Annotated in this window: 18 protein-coding genes; 11 read left to right on the forward strand and 7 right to left on the reverse strand. The window is 68.0% G+C overall.

What is annotated here, in order from left to right; all coding sequences use genetic code 11:
• Position 1: 1 nt before the first annotated feature.
• Genes AVE30378_RS09920 through AVE30378_RS09935 form a run of 4 tightly spaced genes read right to left on the reverse strand, consistent with a single transcriptional unit; the run spans position 2 to position 3,801 of the window.
• Positions 2 to 1,147, reverse strand: coding sequence for an ABC transporter permease (locus AVE30378_RS09920; protein ID WP_129240684.1), 1,146 nt, complete (start codon positions 1,145 to 1,147; stop codon positions 2 to 4).
• Entirely contained in the window at positions 1,144 to 2,103 is a 960-nt protein-coding gene (locus tag AVE30378_RS09925) for an ABC transporter ATP-binding protein (RefSeq protein WP_129240685.1), read from the reverse strand. Before AVE30378_RS09925 ends, AVE30378_RS09920 begins: the two co-directional genes overlap by 4 nt.
• Positions 2,100 to 3,068 carry an HlyD family secretion protein gene (locus AVE30378_RS09930; RefSeq protein ID WP_129240686.1) on the reverse strand — a complete coding sequence of 323 codons (969 nt, stop codon included), beginning with the start codon at positions 3,066 to 3,068 and terminating at the stop codon, positions 2,100 to 2,102. The genes AVE30378_RS09925 and AVE30378_RS09930 overlap by 4 nt, the downstream gene beginning before the upstream one ends.
• 4 nt (positions 3,069 to 3,072) lie before the next feature.
• A complete protein-coding gene (locus AVE30378_RS09935) occupies positions 3,073 to 3,801 on the reverse strand; it encodes a TetR/AcrR family transcriptional regulator (protein WP_129240687.1) in 729 nt (242 codons plus the stop codon).
• 166 nt (positions 3,802 to 3,967) lie between these two features.
• Here AVE30378_RS09935 and AVE30378_RS09940 point away from each other — a divergent pair, with 166 nt between their 5' ends.
• From AVE30378_RS09940 to AVE30378_RS09950, 3 genes are all read left to right on the forward strand, one after another.
• Positions 3,968 to 5,017, forward strand: a complete 1,050-nt coding sequence (locus tag AVE30378_RS09940; RefSeq protein ID WP_129240688.1) for an NADP-dependent oxidoreductase — start codon at positions 3,968 to 3,970, stop codon at positions 5,015 to 5,017.
• Positions 5,014 to 5,694, forward strand: a complete 681-nt coding sequence (locus tag AVE30378_RS09945; RefSeq protein ID WP_129240689.1) for a type 1 glutamine amidotransferase domain-containing protein — start codon at positions 5,014 to 5,016, stop codon at positions 5,692 to 5,694. Before AVE30378_RS09940 ends, AVE30378_RS09945 begins: the two co-directional genes overlap by 4 nt.
• Positions 5,695 to 5,823: 129 nt before the next feature.
• Positions 5,824 to 6,423 (forward strand): HD-GYP domain-containing protein, encoded by a 600-nt coding sequence (locus AVE30378_RS09950; protein WP_129240690.1) that lies wholly within the window; start codon positions 5,824 to 5,826, stop codon positions 6,421 to 6,423.
• A gap of 725 nt (positions 6,424 to 7,148) precedes the next feature.
• Here the strand turns inward: AVE30378_RS09950 and AVE30378_RS09955 are convergent.
• Together AVE30378_RS09955 and AVE30378_RS09960 are read right to left on the reverse strand one after the other, a co-directional pair.
• Positions 7,149 to 8,744 (reverse strand): glycerol-3-phosphate dehydrogenase/oxidase, encoded by a 1,596-nt coding sequence (locus AVE30378_RS09955; protein ID WP_129240691.1) that lies wholly within the window; start codon positions 8,742 to 8,744, stop codon positions 7,149 to 7,151.
• A gap of 5 nt (positions 8,745 to 8,749) precedes the next feature.
• Complete coding sequence (locus tag AVE30378_RS09960; RefSeq protein WP_244235012.1) at positions 8,750 to 9,541, reverse strand: DeoR/GlpR family DNA-binding transcription regulator; 792 nt, start codon at positions 9,539 to 9,541, stop codon at positions 8,750 to 8,752.
• Between the two features lie 210 nt (positions 9,542 to 9,751).
• Between AVE30378_RS09960 and AVE30378_RS09965 the strand changes: the two genes are divergently transcribed.
• From AVE30378_RS09965 to AVE30378_RS09990, 6 genes are all read left to right on the forward strand, one after another.
• Positions 9,752 to 10,843 carry an ABC transporter ATP-binding protein gene (locus tag AVE30378_RS09965; RefSeq protein ID WP_129240693.1) on the forward strand — a complete coding sequence of 364 codons (1,092 nt, stop codon included), beginning with the start codon at positions 9,752 to 9,754 and terminating at the stop codon, positions 10,841 to 10,843.
• Positions 10,843 to 11,931 carry an ABC transporter ATP-binding protein gene (locus AVE30378_RS09970; RefSeq protein ID WP_129240694.1) on the forward strand — a complete coding sequence of 363 codons (1,089 nt, stop codon included), beginning with the start codon at positions 10,843 to 10,845 and terminating at the stop codon, positions 11,929 to 11,931. Before AVE30378_RS09965 ends, AVE30378_RS09970 begins: the two co-directional genes overlap by 1 nt.
• Positions 11,928 to 12,818: a carbohydrate ABC transporter permease gene (locus AVE30378_RS09975; protein WP_129240695.1), complete on the forward strand. Its 891-nt coding sequence runs from the start codon at positions 11,928 to 11,930 to the stop codon at positions 12,816 to 12,818. Before AVE30378_RS09970 ends, AVE30378_RS09975 begins: the two co-directional genes overlap by 4 nt.
• Positions 12,811 to 13,623 (forward strand): carbohydrate ABC transporter permease, encoded by an 813-nt coding sequence (locus AVE30378_RS09980; protein ID WP_129240696.1) that lies wholly within the window; start codon positions 12,811 to 12,813, stop codon positions 13,621 to 13,623. The genes AVE30378_RS09975 and AVE30378_RS09980 overlap by 8 nt, the downstream gene beginning before the upstream one ends.
• 28 nt (positions 13,624 to 13,651) lie before the next feature.
• Positions 13,652 to 13,960, forward strand: coding sequence for a DUF2160 domain-containing protein (locus tag AVE30378_RS09985; RefSeq protein WP_129240697.1), 309 nt, complete (start codon positions 13,652 to 13,654; stop codon positions 13,958 to 13,960).
• A gap of 116 nt (positions 13,961 to 14,076) precedes the next feature.
• Positions 14,077 to 15,807, forward strand: coding sequence for an ABC transporter substrate-binding protein (locus AVE30378_RS09990; protein WP_129240698.1), 1,731 nt, complete (start codon positions 14,077 to 14,079; stop codon positions 15,805 to 15,807).
• 33 nt (positions 15,808 to 15,840) lie between these two features.
• On the opposite strand, the gene AVE30378_RS09995 is transcribed toward AVE30378_RS09990, so the two are convergent.
• Positions 15,841 to 16,743 (reverse strand): LysR family transcriptional regulator, encoded by a 903-nt coding sequence (locus AVE30378_RS09995; protein WP_129240699.1) that lies wholly within the window; start codon positions 16,741 to 16,743, stop codon positions 15,841 to 15,843.
• 108 nt (positions 16,744 to 16,851) lie between these two features.
• On the opposite strand from AVE30378_RS09995, the gene AVE30378_RS10000 reads away from it, so the two are divergent.
• The gene (locus AVE30378_RS10000; RefSeq protein ID WP_129240700.1) at positions 16,852 to 17,850 is read left to right on the forward strand and encodes a Bug family tripartite tricarboxylate transporter substrate binding protein; all 999 of its coding nucleotides are present in this window, start codon (positions 16,852 to 16,854) and stop codon (positions 17,848 to 17,850) included.
• A 43-nt stretch (positions 17,851 to 17,893) separates the two neighbouring features.
• Complete coding sequence (locus AVE30378_RS10005; RefSeq protein WP_129240701.1) at positions 17,894 to 18,946, forward strand: Ldh family oxidoreductase; 1,053 nt, start codon at positions 17,894 to 17,896, stop codon at positions 18,944 to 18,946.

Consider the following 18,946-nt stretch of genomic DNA (forward strand, 5'->3'; position numbering starts at 1 on the left):
CTCAATCCAGGGTGCGGCGGTAGAACTTCACGGCGGCGGTCATGACGACCGCGGTGAACAGCAGCAGCGGCCAGATGCTGGGCCAGAGGTCCCACCAGCCGTTGCCCTTGAGCAGGATGCCGCGGATCAGCCGGTTGAAATACGTCAGCGGCAGCAGGTTGCCCAGGTATTGCGCCCACACCGGCATGCCCTGGAACGGGAACATGAAGCCCGACAGCAGGATGCTGGGCAGGAAATAGAACATGGTCAGTTGCATGGCCTGCAACTGGTTCTGCGCCAGCGACGACAGCGTGATGCCCACCGTCAGGTTGGCCGCGATGAACAGCAGCGCCGCCAGGTACACGCTCAGCAGCGAACCCTGGAACGGCACGTGGAAGACGAAGCGCGCGGCCAGCAGGATGATGCTGGCCTGGATCAGCCCGATCGCGATGTAGGGCACGATCTTGCCGGTCATCACTTCGATGGGCCGCACCGGCATCGCCAGCAGGTTCTCCATCGTGCCGCGTTCGCGCTCGCGCGTCATGGCCAGGCCGGTCATCATCACCAGCGTCATGGTCAGGATCACGCCCATCAGGCCCGGCACGGTGTTGTACTGCGAGACCTGCTCTTCGTTGTAGAGCCGGTGCACGCGCACTTCGAAGGGCGGCTGGCTGCCGGCCAGGCCGGCCAGCGGGCCGGTCAGGTCCTTGTCCGCCACCGCCTGCGATAGCTGGGTGGCCGCGCCGATGGCCAAGCCGGTGGCCGTCGGATCGGTCGCGTCGGCCTCGATCAGCAGCGCCGGACGCTCGCCGCGCAGCAGGCTGCGGCTGAAGTCCGGCGGGATGGTCAGCACGAACAGCACCCGGCCCCGCGCCAGCGCCGCGCGTCCGGCTTCCTCGTCGTCCAGCTCCTCGGTGATGCGGAAGTAATCCGATGATTTCATCGCCGCGACGAAGCTGCGCGTGAAGGGGCTGTGGTCCGCCGCGACGATGGCGGTGGGCATCTGCTTGGGATCGGTGTTGATGGCGTACCCGAACAGCGCCAACTGCATGATGGGCAGGCCCACGATCATGCCGAAGGTGACGCGGTCGCGGCGCAGTTGCAGGAACTCCTTGAGCACCATGCTCCACCAGCGCGACCAGGAAAAGCCTTGCAGGCGGCGGATCATGGCGGGCTCGCGTAGTTGTCGGCGGAGCGGTTCATCAGATAGATGAAGACGTCCTCCAGGCTGGTGTCGATGCGTTCCAGGCTCAGGTCCTGTCCGGCGATGGCATCCCGCAGCGTGCGTTCCAGCAGCGCCGCGTCGCGGCCGCTGATGTGCAGCGCGGAACCGAAGGCCACCGTCTGGTCCACGCCCGGCGCGCCGCGCAGGCGCTGCGCCAGCGGCACCAGGTTGTGGCCGCGGATGGCCCAGGTGGCCAGGCGCTGCTCGGCGATCACGTCGTCCGCCGTGCCCTGCGTCAGCAGCCGGCCGTACGAAAGATAGGCCAGCTTGTGGCAGCGCTCGGCCTCGTCCATGTAGTGCGTGCTGACCAGCACCGATATGCCGCGCGCGGCCAGCTCGTGCAACTGTTCCCAGAAGTCGCGCCGCGCGGTGGGATCCACGCCGGCGGTGGGTTCGTCCAGCAGCAGCAGGCGCGGCCGGTGCAGCAGGCAGGCGGCCAGCGCCAGCCGCTGCTTCCAGCCGCCCGACAACGATCCGGTCAGTTGCGCGGCGCGGGTTTGCAGCCCCAGGCTTTCCAGGGCCTCGTCCACCGTTTCCCGGCGCCTGGGCATGCCGTACATGCGCGCGACGAAGTCCAGGTTCTCGCGGATGGTCAGGTCGTCCCAGTACGAGAATTTCTGCGTCATGTAGCCGACGTGCCGCTTGATCTGCTCGCTGTCGCGCAGGATGTCGTACCCCATGCAGGTGCCGCTGCCCGAATCCGGCGTCAGCAGCCCGCACATCAGCCGGATGCAGGTGGTCTTGCCGCTGCCGTTGGGGCCCAGGAAGCCGAAGATCTCGCCTTCCCGCACCTGGAGCGACACGTCGTCGACGACCTGCTTGTCGCCGAAGCGCTTGTTCAGGCCCTGCACGTCGATGACGAGGGAGCCGGCCTCCGGCGGGGCGGGCGGCGCGTTCATCGGGGCGCCGCTTCGAGGGGCTGGCCCGGATGCAGCCGCGCCGCCGCCTCGGGCGCCGGCCGCGCCTGGATCATGTAGACCAGCTTGCTGCGGCTTTCCCGGCTGTAGATGACGGGCGGCGTGTACTCGGCCTGGGTGGAAACGTAATCGATGCGCACCGGGATGGGATCGCCGCAGCCATCGCAGCGCACCATGAGCTGCTGCCCGATCTTCAAGGCGCCCAGGGCTTCCTGCGGCACGAAGAGCCGCACCTTGATATTGCCGGGGGGCAGCAGGCTGACGACGGGGCTGCCCGCGGGCACCCATTCGCCCACGCGGTACAGCGTGTCGAACACCAGGCCGGCGGCGGGCGCGGCCTGGCGCTTCTGCGCCAGGGTCCAGTCCGCCTGCGCCAGCGCCGCCCGGGCCGCCTCGACCTGGGCGGCCTGGGCGAGCCGCTGGTCGTCGCGGCCGGGCAGGGCGGCCACGTCCAGTTGGGCTTTCAGTTCGCGCACCCGCGCCGCGTCGGACTGGGCCTGCTCGCGGCTGTCGTCCAACTGCGACCGCGCGATGCCGCCGATGCGGAACTGGTCGGTGTCGCGCCGCAGTTGCGCGGCCGAACGCCGGCTGGCGGCCTCGGCCTGCGCCAACTGCGCCCGGGTGACGTCCACTTCGGCAGGGCGCTTGCCGGTGGCGATGTCTTCCAACTGGGCCGCGGCGGCGGCCAGTTGCGCGCCGGCCTGGTCGCGCGCCGCGGTTTCGCGCCCGGCCTCCAGCGCGAACAGCGGGGCGCCGGCCTCGACCTGCTGGCCGCGCCGCACCGGCAGTTCGGCCAGCCGCCCGGGTTCGGATGACGCCACATAGACATATTCGCCTTCCGCGTAGCCCTGGAAGAAGGCGCCGTCGTCGTTGCCGCAGCCGCCCAGCAGCAGGGCCAGCGCCGTGGCGGCGGGCAGGGGGCGGCGCAAGGCGGGAGGGATGCGCATGGTCTCAGCGTCCTGGAGGGGCGGTGGTCGGGGCGGACGGCGAGAACAGGCCGCCCGTGAGCATGGCGATGGCGTGGGCCGCGATCGCCTGGGTGTCGATGGCCTGCGCCTGGGCGTCGCCCTGCCAGACGCGCCGCCACAGGGCGGAGGTGGCCAGGGGCAGCAGGGTCAGGCCCAGGATGGAAAGGAACACCAGGCGCGGCTCCACGCCGGGCGTGATGGCGCCCAGGCGCTGACTGTCGGCGATCAGGCCGGCGAAGGCGTGCAGGCGGTCGGAGGGCAGGTGGCGCAGCACGCGTTCGCGCAACTGGCCGCCTTCGTTCACCACCTCGTGCAGCCACAGCGAGGGCAGCCAGGGCCGCTCGGCCGCGCACTGGACCAGGCGGCCGACGATTTCGGCGATGAAGGCGCGGGCCGCGGCGGCGGGATCCGGAACCGGCGCCTGTCCGGCGCCTTGCCCCAGCGGCACGGGCGCCCAGACGTAGCCGATGACCGGCACGATCCGTTCCAGCACGACCGCGTCGATCAACTGGTCGCGGCTCTTGAAGTAGTAATGCACCATCGCCGGCGTGACGCCGGCGCGCTGCGCGATATGGGCGATGGTGGTGGCCGCTACGCCGCGCGCGGCGAACAGCTCCGTGGCGAGATCCAGCAACTGGCCGCGCATGGCGGCGTTGTCGGGGCGCGGGGGCCGGCCGGGCCGGCGGGGGGGCGGAGGCGGTACGGGACTCATGCCGCGTATGTTAATTAAATTATTAATTAATTAAAAGGGGGGCGGGCGCCAGGGTTACACGCCGGGGCCCGCGACAAGGATGGTGTAATGGGGCGGACCCCCCATGCCGCCGCCCCGGGCGCTGCCCGCCAGGCCCGGGCGGCTTTCCGTAGGAGACTGGACCGTCATGCCGCAATCGTCTTCCCTCAACCGCCGCATCGTGCTTGCCGCCCGTCCGCACGGCGAACCGGCGGACAGCGACTTCCGCCTGGAAACCGGCGACGTGCCGCAGCCCGGCCCGGGCCAGGTGCTGCTGCGCACCGTCTATCTGTCGCTGGATCCCTATATGCGCGGGCGCATGAGCGATGCGCCGTCCTACGCCGAACCCGTGAAGGTCGGCGAACCCATGGTCGGCGGCACGGTCGCGCGCGTCGAGGCATCCAGCCATCCCGACTACCGGCCGGGCGACTGGGTGCTGGCGCAATCGGGCTGGCAGGATTACGCGCTGTCGGACGGCGCCGGCCTGCTGCACCTCGGCCCCGATCCCGAGCACCCGTCCTATTCGCTGGGCGTGCTGGGCATGCCCGGTTTCACCGGCTACATGGGCCTGCTGGACATCGGCCAGCCCAAGGCGGGCGAGACGGTGGTGGTGGCCGCCGCCAGCGGCGCGGTGGGCGCGGTGGTCGGCCAAGTCGCCAAGATCCATGGCTGCCGGGTCGTGGGCATCGCCGGCGGCGCGGACAAATGCCGCTACGTGGTCGACGAACTGGGCTTCGACGACTGCCTGGACCACAAGGCGCCCGACCTGCCGGGCCGCCTGGCGCGGGCCGTGCCGCAGGGCATCGACGTGTACTTCGAGAACGTCGGCGGAGCCGTCTTCGACGCCGTGCTGCCGCTGCTGAATCCGCGCGCCCGCGTGCCGGTCTGCGGCTTGATATCGGCCTATAACGCCACCAGCCTGCCCGACGGCCCGGACCGCCTGGCCCTGTTGATGCGCACGATCCTCACCAAGCGCCTGAAACTCCAGGGCTTCATCATTTTCAACGAATACGCGCACCGGTACGGAGAGTTCCGGCAGGCGATGGAAGGCCTGGTCCGGGACGGCCGCGTCAAGTACCGCGAAGACGTGGTCGAGGGCCTGGAAAACGCGCCGCGCGGCCTGATCGGGCTGCTCAGGGGCGAGAACGCCGGCAAGCGCATCGTGCGCGTCGGCCCGGATGAACGGAGCGCACTATGAAGATCCTGATCGTTCTGACTTCCCACGACACGCTGGGCGACACCGGTCGCAAGACCGGCTTCTGGCTGGAGGAGTTCGCCGCGCCGTACTACGCGTTCGTCGACGCGGGCGCCAAGGTCACGCTGGCCTCGCCCGCGGGCGGGCAGCCCCCGCTGGATCCCAAGAGCGACGATCCCGGCGCCCAGACCGACGACACGCGCCGCTTCAGGCAGGACGCCGAGGCCCAGCGGCTGCTGGCCTCGACGCGCCCGCTGGGCGAGACGCAGGCGGCCGACTACGACGCCGTTTTCTACCCCGGCGGCCATGGCCCGCTGTGGGACCTGGCGGAAGATCCGAAGTCGGTGTCGCTGATCGAGACCATGCTGGCGGCGGGCAAGCCGGTGGCGGCGGTGTGCCACGCGCCGGGCGTGCTGCGCCACGCCAAGACGGCCGACGGCAACCCTCTGGTGCAGGGCAGGCAGGTCACCGGCTTTTCCAACGCGGAAGAGGACGCGGTGCAACTGAGCGACGTGGTGCCGTTCCTGGTCGAGGACGAACTGAAGCAACTGGGCGGGTTGTATTCCAGCGGCCCGGACTGGCAGCCGCACGTGGTCGGCGACGGCCTGCTGATCACCGGCCAGAATCCGGCCTCGTCGGTGGGGGTGGCCGAAGCGCTGTTGGAGCGGCTCAAGAACTGATCCCGGGCCGCCTGCGGGCAGAAGGGGCGAGACACGATCCGATTGGCAAGAATTGCGGCGCATTGTGTCAGAATCGCTGCTTCTTGAAACATGTGCATGGCGCCAGGCCGCCCGCACGTCCCAGTCCCGATGCCTCCAGACGTACCCGAACTCTCCCAAGGCTCCTGCATGGCGGCATTGTTCGCCGCCATGCGGGCGCGCGATCCGGCCACCGGCAGGCACTGCGACAGGGTCGTGGCCCTGAGCGTGGCCCTGGCCCAGGCTTGCGGCTTGCCCGAAAGCGAACAGGAGGTGATCGCCATCGCGGCCAGGCTGCACGACGTGGGCAAGATCGGCACGCCGGACCGCGTGCTGTTTTCGCCCACGCGCCTGGACAGGGAAGACTGGGAAATCATGAAGTTGCATGCCGCGACGGGCGCCGGCATCATCATGCACAGCGACATTCCGCAGCGCGAACAGATCGCGCTGGCGGTGCGCCACCACCACGAGCATTTCGACGGATCCGGCTATCCCGATGGCCTGGCCGGCGAGGACATCCCGCTGCACGCGCGCATCATTTCGCTGGCGGATTCCTACGACGCCCTGGGCGACGCGCGGCCCTACCACCCCGCGCTTCCGCATGCGGAAATCATGCGCATCCTGAACCGGGAGGCCGGCTCCAAATGCGATCCTGGCCTCTTGCGCGTCTTCGGGGAACTGATCGAGGACAGCCCGCTACGGGTGCCGTAGGATGGGTGGAGCGCGAGAGTTCTTAAGAAAGAACTCAAGTATCCAACGCGCGAAACCCATGCGGCCATGGGCAGACAATGCCCGGCACCGGCCGAAAACAATGCAGGTGTCTGACACCCCTGAAACGCCGGTGCAAGCCGAAGCCTTATCTCCTCGGGTGTCAGACACTCGGGGAGGATTTGGGTGACGATGCAGGTGTCTGACACCCCTGAAACGCCGGTGCAAGCCGAAGCCTTGTCTCCTCGGGTGTCAGACACCCCGGGGGAGGATTTGGGTGACGATGCAGGTGTCTGACACCCCTGAAACGCCGGTGCAAGCCGAAGCCTTGTCTCCTCGGGTGTCAGACACCCGGGGGGGGATTTGGGTGACGATGCAGGTGTCTGACACCCCTGAAACGCCGGTGCAAGCCGAAGCATTGTCTCCTCGGGTGTCAGACACCCGGGCAAGCACGCCGGGTGGGATATCTACCGACGTCAGTACGGGCAAACGGCTGATGGATGGGTGTGTCCCGATCCCCTGGTCCCACTGAACACATTTCGGTGGGGGCTACAGAACCATGCAAAGATGGGGGGAGCGCGGGGGGGCTTAGGCAAGAACCGCGGAACCCATGCTGCCGTGGGCAGACAATGCCTGGCATCGGCCGGAAAACAATCGATTGCGGCAGCATGGGTTGCGCGCGCTGGATACTTGAGTTCTTTCTTAAGAACTCTCGCGCTCCACCCATCCTACAACCGGTAGTTCGCCGCGATCGCTTCCAGTTCCTGCAACGTGCGCTGCTGCCAGGCGGCGTCGTGTCCCAGTTCTTCGGCCAGGATGCGCGCCACTTCGGGCGCGGCCAGCATCGCGGCCTCGCTGTCCAGGAACAGCGCGCGGTTGCGGCGCGCCAGCACGTCTTCGGCGCTGCGCGCGAGTTCGAAGCGCGCGGCGAACCGGACGTGCGCTTCCGACAGGCCGCTGCTCTTGACCAGCATGCGGTCCGCGCCCGGCAGCGCCTTCAATGCCGCCAGGTCGCTGCCGTAGTAGCTGTCCGGGGTGCCGGCGTGTTCCTGCGACGGGGCGAGGCCCGAGGCGCCGTGCAGCGCCAGCGATTCGGTGCGGCAGCTCGCTTGCGTCAGCAACTGGTGCTGGATGGCGGTGTCCACCACGTCCTGCGCCATGCGGCGGTACGTGGTCCATTTGCCGCCGGTCACCGTCACCAGCCCGGCCTTGGACACGAGGATGGTGTGCTCGCGCGACAGGGACTTGGTGGACGCCTCGCCCGTGGCCTTCACCAGCGGGCGCAGCCCGGCCCAGACGCTGGTGACGTCGTCGCGCGTGGGCTTGCGGCTGAGGTAGCGGGCCGCCGTGCCCAGGATGAAGTCCACGTCCTGGGCGCCGGCCTTTGGGTCCAGCGGCAGGTCGTCGCGCGGGGTGTCGGTGGTGCCGACGATGGTGTGGCCGTTCCACGGCACCACGAACAGCACGCGGCCGTCGTCGGTCTTGGGGATCAGGATGGCGCGATTGCCCGGCAGGAACTCTCGCGGCAGGGTCAGGTGCACGCCCTGGCTGGGCGCGACCATGGTCTGCGCGTTCTTGTCTTCCATGCGCCGCACCGCGTCGACCCAGACGCCGGTGGCGTTGACCACGCAGCGCGCGCGCAGCGTGAAGTTCGAGCCGCCAAGCGCGTCCTGCGCCGTCACGCCGTCGACCTTGCCGCCGGTCATGGTCAGGCCCGTGGCGCGCACGTAGTTCACCGCCGTGCCGCCCAGGTCGAACAGCGTGCGCATCAGGCTGACCGCCAGGCGCGCGTCGTCGAACTGGCCGTCGTAGTACAGCACCCCGCCTTTCAGCTTGCGGCCGTTGACGTTCTCGGCCAGGGTCGGCGCGTTGGCCAGCGTATCGCGGCGCGACAGCCAGCGGCTGGGCGACAGGTTCAGCTTGCCGGCCAGCATGTCGTACATCTTCAGGCCGATGCCGTAGAAGGGCTGGTCCAGCAGGTTGTAGGCGGGCACCACGAAGCCCAGCGGCCACACCAGGTGCGGCGCGTTGCGGTTGAGCAGCCCGCGTTCATGCAGGGCTTCGCGCACCAGGCTGACATTGCCTTGCGCCAGGTAGCGCACGCCGCCGTGCACGAGCTTGGTGGCCTTGCTGGACGTGCCCTTGGCGAAGTCGGCGCCTTCGATCAGCAGCGTGCGGTAGCCGCGCGACGCGGCGTCGACCGCGGTGCCCAGGCCGGTGGCGCCGCCGCCGATGACGATCACGTCCCAGGAATGCGTGTTGTCCAGCGTGGCCAGGAGGCGGTTGCGGTCGGGCGGGGCGACGGAGGCGGGGGAGGAGTTCATGGAGATCAAGGTGTTTGCTTCAAAGTATTCGGGACCGCGGCGACGTCGCAGCGCACGCCGGCGTCCAGCAGGACCTGCGCCAGCGGTTCCTGGGGATGCGCGTCGGTGAAAAACCGGTCTATCTGCGAGATGTGCGCCAGTTCCACCATGGCCTGGCGCTTGAATTTGCTGCTGTCGGCGGCCAGCCAGACTTCGCGCGATTGTTCGATGATGGTCCGCGCGACGCGCACCTCGCGGAAGTCGTAGTCGCGCAGCGTGCCGTCGGCCTCGATGCCGGAAATGCCGATCAGGCCGATGTCCACCTTGAACTGGCGGATGAAGTCCATCGTCGCTTCGCCCACGATGCCGCGGTCGCGCGAACGCACCACGCCGCCGGCCACGATGACTTCGCAGTCCGGGTTGTCCGACAGAATGTCGGCGACGTGCAGGTTGTTCGTGATGACGCGCAGGCCGCGGTGGCGCAGCAGGGCGCGCGCGATCGCTTCAGTGGTGGTGCCGATGTTCAGGATCAGCGAACAGCCGTCCGGCACGGCGCGCGCCACCGCTTCGGCGATGCGCTGCTTGCCGGCCGCGTGCAGGCCCTGGCGCTTGCGGTAGGCGATGTTCTCGATGGTCGAGGCTTCGATTCGCACGCCGCCGTGGAAGCGCGACAGCAACCCGGCTTCCGAAAGGATATTGACGTCACGCCGCACGGTCTGCAGCGTGACGTCGAAGCGTTTGGCGAGCTCTTCGATCGTGGCGGAGCCCTGGGCCCGCACCATTTCGATCAGCGCGCTCTGTCGAGGATTCAGTGTCATGTTCACATGATAAAACAACAAAAGCGAAAAATAATGACGCGCTGCAAGATTGTTTTTTGTTCGCTTCTTGAGTAAAACGCACAAAAAACGAAAGCGATCTGAAAGAGTATGCTCATTCCGTGGCCTGCTGGCCGCGGGTCGAGCCGCTGTACCGAATACCGAAGTCCGCGCTGAATAAACAGGGACGTATAAGTAGGTAGAGGAGATCAGATGCAGCTAAACCTGGACAGGGTAGGTTTGCGGGCCGGCTCGCAGACGCACCTGTATCCCATGAGCCTCGCCCCGGTCGAGGGCGCCATGACGGTGTTGCTGGGCGCGACGCTGGCGGGCAAGACCTCGCTGATGCGCATCATGGCCGGGCTGGACCGGCCCACCGAGGGCCGCGTGCTGGCCGACGGCGCCGACGTCACCGGCGTGCCGGTGCGCCAGCGCAACGTCGCCATGGTGTACCAGCAGTTCATCAATTACCCGTCCATGTCGGTCTACGACAACATCGCTTCGCCGCTGAAACTGCGCGGGGCGGGGGACATCCGCGAAAAAGTCCGCGCCATGGCGGCCCGGCTGCACATCGACCACCTGCTGGAACGCTACCCGTCGGAACTGTCGGGCGGGCAGCAGCAGCGCGTGGCGCTGGCGCGGGCCCTGGCCAAGGACGCGCCGCTCATCCTGCTGGACGAGCCCCTGGTCAACCTGGACTACAAACTGCGCGAAGAGCTGCGCGACGAGCTGTCGGAACTGTTCGCCGAAGGGCGCTCCACGGTCGTCTACGCCACCACCGAACCCGGCGAGGCGCTGTTGCTGGGAGGCCACACGGCGGTGCTGGACGCGGGCGAACTGCTGCAATACGGGCCCACCGCCGAGGTCTTCCACCGCCCCAATTCCCTGCGCGTGGCGCGCGCCTTCAGCGATCCGCCCATGAACCTGTTCCCGGCGCGCCGGACGGCGGCCGGCTTCGTGCTGCACGGGGACATGGCGGTGGATCGCGCGCTGCCGCCGGACGCCGGCGGCAGCGCGGACATCACCGCCGGCCTGCGCGCCGGCGCGCTGGACGTGGAGCCGCGGCCCGGCCACATCGGCCTGCCGGGCATCGTGAAGCTGGCGGAGATCTCGGGGTCCGACACCTACGTGCACGCCGAGACGGCGGCGGGCGGCGTGGTGGCGCAATTGCCCGGCGTCCACCGCTATACGCTGGACCAGCGCGTGCAGCTCTATTTCGATCCCGCGCAGACCTACGCCTTCGGCGCGGACGGCGCCTTGCTGGCCGCGCCTCGGCAGCCCGCGGGCGCGGGGGAGGCGGCCTGATGGCGCAGATCGAGCTGGACCTCTCCCATTCCTACGTGGCGGATCCCAGGACCGATGAAGACTACGCGCTGCTGCCGCTGAAATTCACGTTCCGGGACGGCGGCGCCTATGCCTTGCTGGGGCCGTCCGGCTGCGGCAAGACCACGCTGCTGAACTGCGTGTCGGGGCTGCTGCGTCCTTCGCGCGGCCGCATCCTGTTCGACGGCCAGGACGTCACCGGCAAGACGCCGCAGGCGCGCAACATTGCCCAGGTCTTCCAGTTCCCGGTCGTGTACGACACCATGACGGTGGCCGAGAACCTGGCGTTTCCGCTGCGCAACCGCGGCATCGCGCCCGACCGCATCCGCGAGCGGGTGGGGCGCATCGCCGAAATGCTGGAAATGTCCGCCGTGCTGGACCGCCGCGCCAGCGGGCTCACGGCCGACGCCAAGCAGAAGATCTCCCTGGGCCGCGGGCTGGTGCGCAGCGACGTGTCGGCCATCCTGTTCGACGAGCCGCTGACCGTCATCGACCCGCAGCTCAAATGGGAACTGCGGCGCAAGCTCAAGGAAATCCACCACGAATTCAAGCTGACGCTGATCTACGTCACGCACGACCAGACCGAGGCGCTGACCTTCGCCGACCAGGTCATGGTGATGGCGCGGGGCCGCGCCGTGCAGGTGGGCACCGCGGACGACCTGTTCCAGCGGCCGGCGCATACCTTCGTGGGCCATTTCATCGGCTCGCCCGGCATGAATTTCCTGCCCGCGCAATGGCGCGACGGCGCGCTCGAAGTGGGCCGCCGCCGCGTGGCGGGCGTGCCCGAAGCCATGGCCGCCAAGCTGGCCGGCGCGGGCCCCGTGAAGCTGGGCATGCGCCCGGAGTACCTGCGCCTGGCCGGGCCGGACGCGCCCGGCGCCGTGCCCATGCGCGTGGAGCGGGTGCAGGACGTGGGCACCTACACGCTGCTGGTGGCGGATTTCGAGGGCACGCCGGTGCGCGCCCGCCTGGGCGGCGACGCCGTCCCGGCGGCCGCCGGCGGCACGGTCTGGCTGTCCGTCGTCAATCCGCATACCTGCTTCTACCGCGACGAGGAGCTGATCCGATGAAACCGATAGATCACCGGGCCTGGTTCCTGGTCCTGCCCGTGGTGCTGTGCGTGGCGTTCTCGGCCATCCTGCCGCTGATGACCATCGTCAACTATTCGGTGCAGGACATCATTTCGCCCGAGCGCCGCGTGTTCGTCGGCACCGAGTGGTACGCGGCGGTCTTGCAGGACGAAGAGCTGCACGGCGCGCTGCTGCGCCAGATCGGCTTTTCGCTGGCCGTGCTGGCCATCGAGATCCCGCTGGGCATCCTGCTGGCGCTGTCCATGCCGGCCGCCGGCTGGCGGGCCTCCGCCGTGCTGGTGATCATCGCGCTGTCGCTGCTGATTCCGTGGAACGTGGTGGGCACCATCTGGCAGGTGTTCGGCCGCACCGACATCGGCCTGCTGGGCGCCGCGCTGTCCTGGCTGGGCGTGGACTACAACTACACCGGCAACGACGTGGACGCCTGGGTCACGGTGCTGGTCATGGACGTCTGGCACTGGACGCCGCTGGTGGCGCTGCTCTGCTATGCCGGCCTGCGCGCCATTCCCGACGCCTATTACCAGGCCGCGCGTATCGACGGCGCCTCGCGCATGGCGGTGTTCCGGTATATCCAGTTGCCCAAGATGCGCGGCGTCCTGATGATCGCGGTGCTGCTGCGCTTCATGGACAGCTTCATGATCTACACCGAGCCCTTCGTGCTGACCGGCGGCGGGCCCGGCAACGCCACCACCTTCCTGTCGCAGTACCTGACGCAGAAGGCCGTGGGCCAGTTCGACCTGGGGCCGGCGGCCGCCTTTTCCATCATCTACTTCCTGATCATCCTGCTCTTGTGCTTCATCCTCTACAACTGGATGCAGCGCGCCGGCACGACCGGGGGCTTCGACGAGGAGCGCGCAAATGCGTGACAACAACACCTGGTGGCGCGGCGCCTTCCTGACCCTGTACCTCGTCTTCGCCATCCTGCCGCTGTACTGGATGCTGAACATGTCGTTCAAGACGAACACCGAAATCGTCAGCACGCTCACGTTCTGGCCCACTGACTTCACCTTCGAGCACTACCGCACCATCTTCACGGACCCGGCCTGGTATTCGGGCTACATCAATTCGCTGATCTACGTCGTCATCAACACCGTCATTTCGCTGGCCGTGGCGCTGCCGGCCGCCTACGCGTTCTCGCGCTACCGCTTCATCGGCGACAAGCACGTGTTCTTCTGGCTGCTGACCAACCGCATGACGCCGCCCGCGGTGTTCCTGCTGCCGTTCTTCCAGCTCTACAGTTCGTTCGGCCTGATGGACACGCACCTGGCGGTCGCCCTGGCGCACCTGGTGTTCAACGTGCCGCTGGCGGTGTGGATCCTGGAGGGCTTCATGTCGGGCGTCCCGCGCGAAATCGACGAAACCGCCTACGTCGACGGCTATTCCTTCCCGCGCTTCTTCCTGACGATCTTCCTGCCGCTGATCAAGTCGGGCGTGGGCGTGGCGGCGTTTTTCTGCTTCATGTTCAGTTGGGTGGAACTGCTGCTGGCGCGCACGCTCACTTCGGTCAACGCCAAGCCCATCGTCGCCACCATGACCCGCACCGTGTCCGCCTCGGGCATGGACTGGGGCGTGCTGGCCGCGGCGGGCGTGCTGACCATCGTGCCCGGCGGCATCGTCATCTGGTTCGTGCGGCACTACATCGCGAAGGGCTTCGCGATGGGCCGGGTATAGCGCTGGAAGCCAGCGGGAGGGCTGCCCCATGTTTAGCTGGATGGTATGGACCACCCCCGTCGCCGTGTTCTTTTCCTGCATCGTCCTGATGCTGGTCGGCATGACGGTGTGGGAACTGAAATCGCCCACGGTCGAGCGCAAGGGCTTCCTGCCCCTGCGCACCACCCGGGGCGACCGCCTGTTCATCGGCCTGATGGCGGCGGCCTGGGTCAACCTGGCCTTCGTGGGGTTCGGCGAGAAGGCGGCCGAATGGCTGTCGCTGGACGAGCCCCCGTCTGTGTGGATCGGGTTCGCCGCGTCGATGTTGGTGCTGGCGTTCGTCATGAGGAAGGGCTGAAGAGGGGCGCCAGACCCCTCTGTTATGCAATCGGTACGGAAGGACTATCGGCCAGCGTCTTCCCCGGCCCGCGGTCCGCAGCAAATATAGGGGAAGGCTTATCGAGGAGACAGGTCATGAAATTGCGCATGCACGCCATGGCGGCCGCTATCGCCCTGATCGGAACGTCGGGAGCATGGGCCGGCGAGCCCGAGGCGAAGAAGTGGGTCGATTCGGAGTTCCAGCCCTCTACGCTGTCCAAGGACCAGCAGATGGCCGAGATGAAGTGGTTCATCGACGCCGCGGCCAGGCTCAAGGCAAAGGGAGTCAACGAAATCAGCGTGGTGTCCGAGACCATCACCACGCACGAGTACGAATCCAAGACGCTGGCCAAGGCCTTCACGGAGATCACCGGCATCAAGGTCAACCACGACCTGATCCAGGAAGGCGACGTCGTGGAGAAATTGCAGACTTCCATGCAGTCCGGGAAGTCCATCTACGACGGCTGGATCTCCGATTCGGACCTGATCGGCACCCATTACCGCTACGGCGCCATCCTGCCGCTGTCGGACTACATGGCCGGCGCGGGCAAGGAATGGACCAACCCCAACCTGGACCTAAAGGACTTCATCGGCACCAAGTTCACCACGGCGCCCGACGGCAAGCTCTACCAGTTGCCCGACCAGCAGTTCGCCAATGTGTACTGGTTCCGCGCGGACTGGTTCGCGCGCCAGGACCTGAAGGACAAGTTCAAGGCCAAGTACGGCTACGACCTGGGCGTGCCCACCAACTGGTCGGCCTACGAGGACATCGCCGACTTCTTCTCCAACGACGTCAAGGAACTGGACGGCAAGAAGGTCTACGGCCACATGGACTACGGCAAGAAGGACCCGTCCCTGGGCTGGCGCTTCACCGACGCCTGGCTATCCATGGCCGGCGCCGCGGATAAGGGCCTGCCCAACGGCATGCCGGTGGACGAATGGGGCATCCGCGTGGCCGACGACAAGTGCACGCCGGTGGGCGCGTCGGTGGCCCGCGGCGGCGCCACCAACAGCCCGGCCGCGGTCTACGCGCTGACCAAGTACGTGGACTGGATGAAGAAGTACGCGCCGCAGCAGGCCATGGGCATGACCTTCTCGGAATCCGGCCCGGTGCCCGCCCAGGGGCAGATCGCCCAGCAGATCTTCTGGTACACGGCCTTCACCGCCGACATGACCAAGAAGGGCCTGCCGGTGGTCAACGACGACGGCACGCCGAAGTGGCGCATGGCCCCGTCGCCCTATGGCCCGTACTGGAAGGACGGCATGCAGAACGGCTACCAGGACGTGGGTTCCTGGACCTTCTTCAAATCCACCAACCCGGACAAGATGGCGGCGGCCTGGCTCTACGCGCAGTTCGTCACGTCCAAATCGGTGTCGCTGAAGAAGTCCATCACCGGCCTGACGTTCATCCGCGACAGCGACATCCACAGCGAGTTCTTCACCAAGAACGCGGCGAACTACGGCGGCCTGATCGAGTTCTACCGCAGCCCCGCGCGCGTGGCGTGGACGCCCACCGGCAACAATGTGCCCGACTATCCGAAGCTGGCGCAGCTCTGGTGGAAGAACGTCGCGACCGCGGTCACCGGAGAAAAGACGCCGCAGGCCGCCATGGACAGCCTGGCCAACGAAATGGACCAGGTCATGGCGCGGCTGGAGCGCGCCGGGATGGCGCAGTGCGCGCCGAAGCTGAACGCCCGGAGCGACCCCGCCAAGTGGCTGTCCGACCAGCACGCGCCCTGGAAGAAGCTCGCCAACGAAAAGCCCAAGGGCGAGACCATTCCTTATGAAAAGCTGCTGGACGCGTGGAAGGAGGGCAAGGTCAGGTAAGGGGCCGGGGCACCGGCATCCCTCGGGGCGCGATCAGGCATCCTGCCGCGCCCCGACCCTGGCCGCCAGCAGGTCGTAAAACAGCTTGGCCACCGGATTGATCTCCTTGCCCCGGCAATGGATCAATCCGATGGTCCGAGTGATGGCGGGCTCGCGCAGCGGCACGCTGACCAGCGCGGCGTGTCCCCCCGCGGGCATGGCGAGCCGCGGCACGACGCCCACGCCCAGGCCCGCTTCGACCATGCTGACCAGCGCCGGCACGTGCTGGACTTCACAGAAATGGCGGGGGCGCATGCCGCTGTGCGCCAGGGCCTGGTCGATCAGGAAGCGGTTGCCGCTGCCCTGGGCCAGGCTGATGTAGGGATGGGCGTTCAGGTCGGCCCAGGTGACCGACTCTCGCCTGGCGAACGGGTGCTCGCGGCTGACCGCCGCCACGAACGGTTCTTCCAGCAACGGCTTGAATTCGATGTCCGCGTCGTTCGCGCCGATGTAGGTCAGGCCGAAATCGGCATCGCCGCGCGCGACCGCCGTGAGGATCTGCGACGAGGACTCGTCGATGATCCGGATGCGGATGCGGGGATACTGCTCGTGATAGCTGCGGATCACGCCGGGCAGGAAGTAGGCCACCGCCGAGGGCACGCAGGCAATGGTGACCAGGCCCGACAGGCGCTCGGCCACGTCCTGTATGCCGACCAGGGCGCTTTCCAGTTCATTGAGCACGTTGCGCGCGCGCGGCACGAACCCGCGTCCCAGGGTCGTCAGTTCGACCTTGCGGGTGGTGCGCGTCAGCAACTGCACGCCGAGCGCGGCTTCCAGTTTGTCGGCGCGGCGCGACAGCGCCGACTGCGAAAGGTGCAGGGCTTCGGAAGCGGCCCGGAAGCTGCCCAGGTCCGCGACGGCCAGGAAGGCGCGCAGATCGGCCAAATCGAATTTCATGCGTTTTGGACAAGAATTGATCTAATTTTTGCACTTTACACTACTGTGCGCGCTGCGCATCATGTCTCCCAAGCCGCCCCGAGCGCGGCATTCACAGGAGACGACCCCATGATTCGCGTCCGCCGCCTACGCCGGCAGCTTGTTCTTGCGCTGGCCTGCGCCCCGTTGATGCTCTTGTCCGCGCCCGCCGCCCATGCCGAGGGCGGCGACTGGCCCCAGCGCCCGATCCGGCTGCTGGTGCCCTATGGCCCGGGCGGAAGCTCGGACGTGGTGGCCCGCGCCGTGGCCGTGGAAATGTCGCGCGACCTGGGCAAGCAGGTCATCGTGGAGAACAAGGGCGGCGGCCAGGGCATGATCGCGACGATGGAAGCGGCCCGCGCCGCGCCCGACGGCTACACGCTCATCCTGGGCCACGTGGGCACGCTGGCGGTGAACCCGTCCATGGTGCCCAAGCTGCCCTACGACCCGCGCCGCGACTTCGCGCCCATCGTGCTGCTGGCCAAGCTGCCGATGGTGTTCGCGGTGGGCGGCAAGGTCCAGGCGTCGACGCTGCCCGAATTCGTGGCCCTGGCGCGCGCCCGTCCCGGCGCCCTGAACTACGGATCCGCCGGCAACGGCAGCGCGGGCCATCTGGCGTTCGAGATGCTCAAGACGGCGACCGGCATCGACGTGGTCCACGTGCCCTACAAAGGGACCGGCGCCCAGGTGAGCGACCTGCTGGCCGGCAATATCGACGCTGCGGCGGCCGGCACTCCCGGGCTGCTGCCGCACGCCCAGGCGGGAAAGATCCGCATCGTGGCCGTGGGGTCGGAACGCCGCCTGCCGGTGCTGCCCGACGTGCCCACCGTGGCCGAGCAGGGCTATCCCGGATTCGAGAGTTCCCAATGGTTCGGCCTGCTGGCGCCCGCCGGCACGCCGGCGCCCGTGGTCGAACGCCTGCACCAGGCGGCCGTCAAGGCGCTGGGCACCGACTCCGTGCGCGAACGGCTTGCCCACGACGCGAGCGAAGCCTCCGGGGCCGGGCCCGCCGAATTCGCGGCCTTCATCGACGCCGAAGAGCGCCGCTGGGGGAAGGTGGTGCGCGACGCGCGCCTGTCCTCCGAATGACCCGACACCTCCGCATTTCCGTTACTTCCCAGGAAGCACATTCATGAGTACCCAACCGCAAGATACCCCCCCGATCCCCGAAGGCGAGCTGACCGAACTGGGCATGCGCGCATTCGAAAGCCTGGGCCTGCCGCGGCAGGACGCCGCCGACGTGGTTCAGGTGCTGGTGCTGGCGGACCTGTTCGGCCTGTCCACCCACGGCCTGAGCCGCATCGAATCGTACGGCGAACGGCTGCGCGTGGGCGGCATCAACCCCCGCGCCCATATCCGCGTGGAACGGCCCGCGCCCGGCCTGCGCCTGGTCGACGGCGACAACGGCGTGGGGCCGCTGGTCGGCATGCACGCCCTGCGCGCCGCGATGGAGGCGGCGAGCGAATGCGGGATCGGCATGGCCTTCGCGCGGCAAAGCAACCATTTCGGGCCCATTTCGCCCTATGGCCTGATCGCCGCGGAAGCGGGCTACGCCAGCATCATCGGCAGCAACGCGACCACCACCATCGCGCCCTGGGGCGGCACCGACGCGCGGGTGGGCAACAGCCCCATCGGCTTTGCCGTGCCGAATCCCGGCGGCGCGCATTTCCTGCTGGACATGGCCATGAGCGTGGTGGCGCGCGCCAAGATCCGCAATGCCTTGAAGGCGGGGCAGGAGATCCCGGACACCTGGGCCACCGACGCGGCCGGCAAGCCGACGACCAGCCCCAAGGCCGCGCTCGACGGCTTCCTGCTGCCGATCGGCGGGCACAAAGGCTACGGCCTGGCCTTGATGGTCGATCTGTTCGCGGGGCTGTTGTCCAACGCCGCCTACCTGACGCACGTGAAGTCATGGGTGGACGCGCCGGACCAGCCGCAGGACCTGGGGCATTTCTTCCTGCTGATCGATACGCGCCGGCTCGGGTCGGCGCAATGGCTCACCGAGCGCATGAACGATTTCGCGCGGATCCTGCATGACAGCGCGCCGGCGGATCCCGCAAGGCCCGTGATCCAGCCGGGCGAGATCGAACTGGCGAAGATGGCGCGGCAAAAGGAGCAGGGCATTTCGCTGAGCGCGGAAGTCCTGGCGCTGCTGCGCCGCCACGCGGACGCGCCGGCGGCCTGA

This window comes from Achromobacter veterisilvae, assembly GCF_900496975.1.
Taxonomy (GTDB): Bacteria; Pseudomonadota; Gammaproteobacteria; order Burkholderiales; family Burkholderiaceae_B; genus Achromobacter; species Achromobacter veterisilvae.